At 72.7% G+C, this 8,315-nt stretch carries 8 protein-coding genes; 5 read left to right on the top strand and 3 right to left on the bottom strand.

What is annotated here, in order from left to right:
- The 5 genes from FV229_RS23290 to FV229_RS23270 all read left to right on the top strand — a co-directional run.
- A partial coding sequence (locus FV229_RS23290) for a peptidoglycan DD-metalloendopeptidase family protein (RefSeq protein ID WP_147754235.1) occupies positions 1-667 on the top strand: 667 nt, incomplete at its 5' end.
- Positions 667-1,989 carry a S41 family peptidase gene (locus FV229_RS23285; protein ID WP_147754234.1) on the top strand — a complete coding sequence of 441 codons (1,323 nt, stop codon included), beginning with the start codon at positions 667-669 and terminating at the stop codon, positions 1,987-1,989. The genes FV229_RS23290 and FV229_RS23285, both read left to right, overlap by 1 nt.
- A 196-nt stretch (positions 1,990-2,185) precedes the next feature.
- Positions 2,186-3,433 carry a divergent polysaccharide deacetylase family protein gene (locus FV229_RS23280; protein ID WP_147754233.1) on the top strand — a complete coding sequence of 416 codons (1,248 nt, stop codon included), beginning with the start codon at positions 2,186-2,188 and terminating at the stop codon, positions 3,431-3,433.
- Positions 3,434-3,502: 69 nt separating this feature from the next.
- Positions 3,503-4,054, top strand: a complete 552-nt coding sequence (locus tag FV229_RS23275; protein WP_147754232.1) for an RNA pyrophosphohydrolase — start codon at positions 3,503-3,505, stop codon at positions 4,052-4,054.
- A 28-nt stretch (positions 4,055-4,082) separates the two neighbouring features.
- Positions 4,083-4,715 carry a DUF2939 domain-containing protein gene (locus tag FV229_RS23270; protein WP_147754231.1) on the top strand — a complete coding sequence of 211 codons (633 nt, stop codon included), beginning with the start codon at positions 4,083-4,085 and terminating at the stop codon, positions 4,713-4,715.
- 18 nt (positions 4,716-4,733) lie between these two features.
- Here the strand turns inward: FV229_RS23270 and FV229_RS23265 are convergent, their stop codons facing one another.
- From FV229_RS23265 to FV229_RS23255, 3 genes are all read right to left on the bottom strand, one after another.
- Positions 4,734-5,810, bottom strand: coding sequence for an ROK family protein (locus tag FV229_RS23265; protein WP_147754230.1), 1,077 nt, complete (start codon positions 5,808-5,810; stop codon positions 4,734-4,736).
- Between the two features lie 46 nt (positions 5,811-5,856).
- Positions 5,857-7,041 carry an acyl-CoA dehydrogenase family protein gene (locus tag FV229_RS23260; RefSeq protein WP_147754229.1) on the bottom strand — a complete coding sequence of 395 codons (1,185 nt, stop codon included), beginning with the start codon at positions 7,039-7,041 and terminating at the stop codon, positions 5,857-5,859.
- A 164-nt stretch (positions 7,042-7,205) separates the two neighbouring features.
- Positions 7,206-8,315 (bottom strand): GNAT family N-acetyltransferase (locus tag FV229_RS23255; RefSeq protein ID WP_147754228.1); only part of this gene is annotated, 1,110 nt, incomplete at its 5' end.

Here is an 8,315-nt window from a genome sequence, read left to right as displayed (position 1 = left end):
GGCGGAGGCCGAGGCCGGGCTCGCCGCCGAGCGCGCGCGCGTGGCCGACCTCGCCGGCCAGTCCCGGACCTTGAAGGACCTCCTCGACCGCGTCGAGGGCGAGGTCGCCACCGCCAAGCGCTCCGCCGACGAGGCCAAGGCTGCCGAGCAGCGGGAGGCCAAGGCGACGCAGGACCGCTTCGCCGCCGCCGGCATCCGCGACCCGGCCAAGCTCGCCCCGAAGGTGAAGTTCGTCGATGCGCGGGGCGACGTCCCGCGCCCGGTCAGCGGTCGCATGCTGCGCGGCTTCGGCCAGCCCGACGGCAACGGCGGGATGACGCGCGGCATTTCGCTCGCGACCCGCGCGAAGGCCGTGGTGTCCTCTCCCGCAGACGGGTGGGTGCAGTTCGCGGGGCCGTTCCGGTCGTATGGACGACTCTTGATCATCAACGCCGGCGATGGCTACTATCTTCTCCTAGCCGGCATGGATCAGATCTCTGTCGAGGTCGGTCAGTTCGTCCTCGCGGGCGAGCCGGTCGGTAACATGGGCGAGGGAAGTGCGGTCCAGCCGGTGATGAGCGGCGACGGCAGCGATCCGATCCTGTACGTGGAATTCAAGAAGGACGGCGGCTCCATCGATCCGGAGCCTTGGTGGGCCAAAAGCCCCAGCGAGAAGGTTCGCGGATAATGCGCAAGACGTCCCTCATCATGCTCGGCGCGTTCCTGGGAGCAGGCACGTCGATGGTCGCGACGCAGACCGACTTCCTGTCGGGTCCGCGCGCCGTGGCGGCCTCCGCCGAGACCTACCGCCAGCTCAGCCTCTTCGGCGACGTGTTCGAGAAGGTCCGCACCGACTACGTCGAGAAGCCGGACGAGGCGAAGATGATCGAGGCGGCCGTCAACGGCATGCTGACCTCGCTCGACCCACATTCGAGCTACATGGACGCCAAGGCGTTCCGCGACATGCAGACCACGACCCGCGGCGAGTTCGGCGGCCTCGGCATCGAGGTCACGATGGAGGACGGCCTGATCAAGGTCGTGACCCCGATCGACGACACCCCGGCCTCCAAGGCAGGTCTGCTCTCGAACGACGTCATCACCCAGATCGACGACGACCAGGTGCAGGGCCTGACCCTCAACCAGGCGGTCGACAAGATGCGCGGCCCGGTGAACTCGCCGGTGAAGCTCAAGATCACCCGCAAGGAGTCGAAGGACCCGATCGAGGTCACGCTCAATCGCGACGTGATCAAGATCAAGCCGGTGCGCTCGCGCGTCGAGGGCACGGACATCGGCTACATCCGCCTGACCCAGTTCAACGAGCAGACCTACGACGGCCTCAAGGCCGCGGTGGACAAGCTCTCGGGCGAGATCGGGCAGGACAAGATCAAGGGCTACGTGATCGACCTGCGCAACAACCCCGGCGGCCTGCTCGACCAGGCGGTGATGGTCTCCGACGCCTTCCTCGACCGCGGCGAGATCGTCTCGACCCGCGGCCGCAACCCGGACGAGACCCAGCGCTTCTCGGCCAAGGCCGGCGACATCACCAAGGGTAAGCCGGTGGTGGTGCTCGTCAACGGCGGCGCGGCCTCGGCCTCCGAGATCGTCGCCGGCGCCCTGCAGGATCACAAGCGCGCGACCATCATGGGCACGCGCTCCTTCGGCAAGGGCTCGGTGCAGTCGATCATCCCGCTCGGCGGCTCGGGCGCCCTGCGCCTCACCACGGCGCGCTACTACACGCCGTCGGGCCGCTCGATCCAGGCCAAGGGCATCGAGCCCGATGTCGAGGTGGTGCAGGACGTGCCCGACGAGCTCAAGGGCAAGGACGAGACCAAGGGCGAAGCCGGCCTGAAGGGCCACCTCAAGCAGAAGGACGTCGAGGAGCGCGGCGGTTCGTCGGCCTACATGCCGTCCGACCCGGCCAAGGACAAGCAGATCACCGCCGCCGTCGACTTCCTCCACGGCATCCAGAAGGGTGCCACCAACACCCAGAAGCCGACGATGCCGAACTGATCCTCCTGGATCGGTTGGAACATCAAGCCCCCGTCCGGCACGAGCCGGGCGGGGGTTTTTCGTGGACGGATGCCCCCGGGCCGAGGATCGGAATCCGCTCTCACGAAAAATTAACCATGGCGGCCGGCAATGGAGCCGGGGCACCGCATCGTCGCGTCAGGCGATTCTTCCACGGCGCCGCTTGTCTCGAGGGCCGGTGAGCGACTCGTCCGACGATATCCTGACGCGCCCCCTCGGGGTCGACGTCCCAGCCCCCGGCCCCAGGGCCGGGTTGGCGCGCCTGCGCGCCCGGCTGCAGACCCTCGCCCGGTCGCCGCGGGCGGTCGCGGCAGGCGTCGGCGGCGGCGTGCTCACCCTCCTCGGCCTCGTGCTGCTGCTGGGCGACCCGAAGGCCGGCGAGCCGCGGGTCCAGCTCGCCATCACCGTTCGCGACGTCGTGCCCGTCGCAGGGCGGCCCGCGTCGCCGGACGCGGTGGCGGCGAACGAGCCGGCTCCGGCACCCAAGCTTCAGAGCAGCGCCGTCGAGGTCGAGTCGGCCTCCGGCGTCACCGTCGTGCGGGCCGGCGGCTCGGCCGCACCCGCCGAGGCGGTGGTGATCCGCGTGCCGCAGGCCGACGCACCCAAGCTCGCCCCCGCCCCCGATCCGCGCCTGACCGAGCGCGGGCGCCACGGCACCCTGCCGAAGCTCGGCGAAGGCCGCATCCGCCCCCTCGACGTCTACGCCCGGCCCGAGGAGCCCGGCACCGGTCCGCGCATCGCGATCGTGCTCACCGGCCTCGGCGTCGGCCAGGCGGCCACCGCGAGCGCGATCGTCAAGCTGCCCCCGGCCGTCAGCCTCGCCTTCTCGCCCTACGGCAACGACGCCGAGCGCAGCGCCGCGCGCGCCCGCGCCTTCGGCCACGAGATCCTGCTCCAGGCGCCGATGGAGCCGTTCGACTTCCCCGACAGCGACCCCGGCCCGCAGGGGCTGCTCACCTCCGCCAAGCCCCCCGAGAACGCCGACCGCCTGGCCTGGGCGATGAGCCGGTTCTCGGGCTATGTCGGCGTGACGAACTTCATGGGCGCCAAGTTCATGGCGGATGCGGCCGCGTTCGAGCCGGTGCTGCGCGACATCGCCGCCCGCGGCCTCGGCTTCCTCGACGACGGCACCAACGCCCGCGGCGTCGGCCGCGACCTCCTCGACAAGGCCAAGGTGCCGGCGGCCCGCGCCGAGGTCGTCCTCGACGCCGTGCCGCGGCCGGAGGCGATCGACCGGGAGCTGGCCCGGCTCGAGGCGCAGGCCCGCACCAACGGCTTCGCCCTCGCCTCGGGCAGCGCCCAGCCGATGACGATCGAGCGGATCGCCCGCTGGAGCCGCGAACTCGAGGGCCGCGGCATCCGCCTCGTGCCGGCGAGTGTGGCGCTCCGCGGCGCCAAGGCGATGCGGGTGACGAAGGCGGACTGATCCCGGCGGCGCCGATAACATGTGTCTCGACGTTGCCGCGCCGGTTGGCCCTCCCTATGGTCGCCGCCGATGAAGACCGACAGCCCAACCCGCGATTCCGCCGAAGACCTGCCCTATCGCCCCTGCGTCGGGGTCGCCCTGATCAACCGGGCCGGTCTCGTCTTCGTCGGCCGCCGCAAGCCGGAGGCCGGCCCCGAGCACGTGTCGGGCAACCTCGCCTGGCAGATGCCCCAGGGCGGGATCGACGACGGCGAGGCGCCCCAGGCCGCGGCCCTGCGCGAGCTTCACGAGGAGACCAACGTCGACGCGGCCTCGGTCCGCCTGCTCGCCGAGGCGCCGGACTGGCTGTCCTACGACCTGCCGCCCGAGGTGCGGAAGCAGGCGTGGCGTGGCCGCTACCGTGGGCAGACGCAGCGCTGGTTCGCCTTCGCGTTCCTCGGCGACGACGGCGTGATCGACGTCGAGCATCCCGGCGGGGGCGCCCACAAGGCCGAGTTCGACGCGTGGCGCTGGGTTCCCTTCCCCGAGCTTCCGGGGCTGATCGTGCCGTTCAAGCGCCCGGTCTACGAAGGCGTGGTCGCGGCGTTCGCCCCCTTGAGCACCTGGTCGGCCGGCGCGTGAGCGCGGCGGCGGTGCGATAGGCCGCGCGATGCGCTGGTGGGCGATTCCCCTCGTCGCGGTGCTCGGCTGGTTCGCCTTCACCCTGACGCCGCTCTGGACGCTCTACGACCTCGCCCAGGCGGTGAAGGCGCACGACGTCGGCTACGTCCAGAGCCACGTCAACTTCCGCACGCTGCGCCTGTCGCTGGTCCGCCAGACCACCGCGGCGTTGCGCGCTGCCTCGGACACCGATCCGGGTCTCGAGGCCAAGGACCGTCAGCGCCTGAACGAGGCGGCGGTCGGCGTGGCGATGGCCCTCGCCGAATCGATGGTGACCGCCGAGACCGTGCTCGACCTGCTCGACGACGGCTGGCCGCAGAGCCTCGACATCCAGCGACCGGACGGCGTGAAGCCGGCGGGCCTCCGGCTCGACCGTATCGCGCGGGTGTTCCCGTTCTGGATCGCCTCGGAGATGCGCGGCTTCCGCACGGCGGTGATCGCGATCCCGCCCGACGCGCCGCGGGAGGACCAGCTCCGCCTGCGCCTGCGCCTGCGCGGCTGGACCTGGCGGCTCGTCGACATCGAGGTCGCCGAGGCCCTGCGCGAGCAGATGGCCCAGCGCCTCGGGCGGACGCTGGCCCGCGCCCGCGCCGGCGAGCGGGCGCCCGCTACCCAGCACTGAGGCGTCGGGCCGCCGCACTCAGCCGTGAGCGTCGTCCCGCAAGCGGTTGGAGAAGCGGGCGTTTCCCAGGCCGGTGCCGACGGTGAGCACCCCCCAGTGGTCCAGCTCGGTCATGTTCGGAACTTCGCTGAGCCCTTGCACCACCGCATCGTTGTGCATCACCACCGTGGTCTCGTGGCCGCCGATCTCGGGGATCGCCGCCGCGATCTCGCTCGGTAGGTGGAAGCGGCTGCTTTCCCAGTTGCCCGGCAGGTTCTGGCCGCCGCGGGTGATGGTGCCGTCCGCCTCGATCAGCCCGGGACAGCCGACGCCGACGAAGGGGGCGAGCTTGAGCCGCGCCCGCCCGGCGCGCTCGATCAGGCCGCGCAGCATCCGCACGAGCTTGGCCACCGCCTCGTCGCGGCTCGGCTGGGGGGCCTCGTCCCGGTGGCGCCACAGCTGCGAGCGCCAGACCGCCGCCCGCGACAGGTCGGGCGCCTTGCGGCTGTTGGTGACGAGCACCCCGGCGCGGATGTTGCTGCCGCCGATGTCGACGGCGAGCAGGCTGTCGTAGCCGGAGAACATCCACGACGGGGCGAGGTGCGCCGCGCCGATCAGGCCGGCCTCGTCCGGGTGGTTGCGGATCGGCCGCAAGGTGATGTCGACGCCGCCCGCGCGCAGGATCGCCGCGGCGCGGCCGATGGCGAAGCGCCCGGCCTGGCTGTCGCTGAAGCCGCCGCCGACCACGATCGCGCGGGTGTCGCGCCACGCCTTCTGCCGGAGGAACCGCCGCACGACAGTGGCCAGCTCCTGCGCGAAATCCTCGACCGCGCCGAGGACGACGCCGGAGGCGAGCGGGTCGTCCGACAGCATCAGCCGGTCGAGGCGCTTCTTGCCGACGTCGCGGCTCGGCACGTCGCCGAGCGGGTCGTCGCCGACTTGCCGCAGCTTCTCGCGCCAGTCCTCGACGAGGTCCCGGAAGGCGCCCTTGGAGACGCGGTCGCCGATGAAGCCGTCGTCGTTGGCGAGCTCGATGTTGTAGTCGTCCACGTGCACAGAGGGCAGCTCGCCGGCGGCGTGCGCGAGCGTCCGGTGTTCGGCCTTGGCGTCGGTCATCGTGCCTCGAATGGACTGTGTCGTGCGGGCGTCGGCCGGGCGGGAATCAGGCCTTGGGCAGCATCCGGTCGCTGATGATGCGGCGCTGGATCTCGCTGGTGCCCTCGAAGATCGTCGTCAGCCGCGCGTCGCGCCAATACCGCTCGACGCGGCGCTCGGTGGTGTAGCCGTTTCCGCCGTGGAGCTGCATCGCCTGGTTGGTGACGCGCACCGCCATCTCGGTGGCGAGCAGCTTCACCATCGCGGATTCGCTCTCGGCCGCGTCGCCCTGGTCGAGGAGGTGGGCGACCTGGCACCAGAAGGCGCGCGCCTGCGCCACCTCGGCGGCCATGTCGGCAAGCGCGAAGCGCAGCGCCTGGAAGTCGCCGATCGGGTGGCCGAACTGCTCGCGCTCCTGCAGGTAGGCCTGGGTGTCCTCGACCGCCGCGCGCGCGACGCCGACGGCGCGGGCCGCGGTGTGGACGCGGGCGATGTTGAGGCCGCGCTGCACCGAGGCGAAGCCGCCGGAATCCGCATCCGCCCCGCCGTCGCCGTAGAGCCCCGTGAGCCGGTCGCTCTCGGGCACGCGCACGCCGTCGAGTTCGAGCTGGAACGTCAGGAAGCCGTGATAGCCGATCTTGTCGATGACCTGGCCGGTCATGCCCTCGGGGAATTCCCCCGGCGGCTTGACCACGAGGAACGGCTCCAGCCCCGCCGAACGCGATTCGCCGGGCTCGGGATCGCGGGTCCGGGCCAGCACCTCGATGAAGTCGGCCGCGCGCGCGAAGCCCGCCCAGCGCTTGGTGCCGGTCAGGACCCAGTGGTCGCCTTCGCGCACCGCTCGCGTCTGCACGCCGGCGAGGTCCGAGCCGGCGGCCGGCTCGGACAGCGCGATGCTGCCGATCCATTGCCCCCGCGCCGACCGCGCCAGGAGGTCGGCGCGCCGCCCGTCGTCGAGCACCTGCGTGCCGAGCCCCTGCCCCCGCGCCAGGATGCTGCCGACCGAGAGCCACGCCCGCGCGAGCTCCTCGGAGACGAGGCAGTACTCGAACACGCCGAGCCCCATCCCGCCGTGCTCGGCCGGGATCGTCAGGCCGAACCAGCCCTTCTTCGCCATGGCGTCGATCAGCGAGCGCGGCATCTCGGCCTTCTGCGGGTCGAGTTCGTCGGCCAGCGGCATCACCACCTCGCGGGCGAAGGTGCGGGCCTCGGCCTGGAGCGCGACGCGCGCGTCCGTGCGCCAGGGCGACATCAGCTCCGGCGGCTTCGGGGCGTGGCGGTCCGGCTGTCCGGACGAGACGGCGGGGGCGTTGGAAATGTGATCCTCCCGGGCGATCGGTCTGCCGCTGGCCGTTCTTCGGGCGTGGCCGGCTGGCCTGCAGGACCCTGGAGGCAATGCGCCGCCTCCGCAACGCCCTATCGGACCCGTCGGCGCATCCGCCACCCGGCATAACGCTCGCGAGCGTGCTCCAGGGCCGCGGCGAGCGGGAAGAACCGGTCGGGCGAAGCCTCCACGAGCCGGTGCGCGATGGCGCGCCGCCCGGTCCAGAACATCTCGGCCAGGCGGTAGTCGGGGGCGGCGCAGGAATCGATCCGGTCGATCGCGCCGTCGCGAAGCGCGGCCTCGGTCAGGCGGTGGACGAGCTGGACGCCCGGGGCGCCCGCGGCCTCCGCCTCGTCGTAGGAGACCTTCAGCACGAACGCCTCCGTGCCGCTGCGCGGCAGGATCGCGGCGGCGAGCGTGCGCCCGTTCCGCCGCAGGCGCACGATCCGGATTCGCCCCTGCGCGCCGAACCCGGCGACCATCCCGCGCATGAACGCGGCCTCCGCCGGGCGCTGGCCGAGCGCCGTCCCCGCACGGCCCTTCCAGCCCGCGGTCTCGAGGGCGACGTAGTCGTCCAGCGCGGCGGCGAGGGCGGCCGGATCGGCGACGGTCTCGAACGCGACGGCGCCGCCGGCCTCCAGGCGCTCGCGCCCCAGGCGCAGCTTGCGCCGGCCCTTGCCGCTGACGTGGTCGAGGTAGCCTGCGCGCCTCGCCGGCTCCAGGCCGGCGAGGTCGAGGGCGCCGCGGGCATGCGCCCAGTAGGCGGCGTCGCGCCGGTTCGTCCGGGCCGCCAGCAACTCGGCGAAGGGGCCGTCCGCGGGGGCGTTCAACAGCAGGAGCCGCGGCGACAGCCCGAGCGCGCGCGGCGCGTCGCACAGCGCTTGGAGCGCACGCGCGGGCTCGGTGCCGTCGAGGAGCGGCACGCCGAGCGGGCAGAAACCGTGGGTCCAGCCGACCAGCACCGGCAACGGCACGCCCCAGCGGGTGCGCGAGCTCCGGAACGGCCATAGGGCGAGCCAGCGCGCGCCGGGCTCCTCCGGCGGCCGGTCGGCGACGACGAGCAGCCGTACCCCGTCGCCGAAGGCCCGCGCCGCCGGCAGCGCGTAGTCGGCCTCGTAGAACGGGTTGGGGACGCAGGCGCCCGCGCCGAGCGCGCGCCACGCCGCCGACGCGGGCGAGGCCGGATCGAGCGGGCGCAGGGC

This window comes from Methylobacterium sp. WL120 (assembly GCF_008039465.1).
Classification (GTDB): Bacteria; Pseudomonadota; Alphaproteobacteria; order Rhizobiales; family Beijerinckiaceae; genus Methylobacterium; species Methylobacterium cerastii.
Note: the sequence above shows the minus strand (reverse complement) of the source record. Positions and strands in the feature narration are given on the sequence as shown.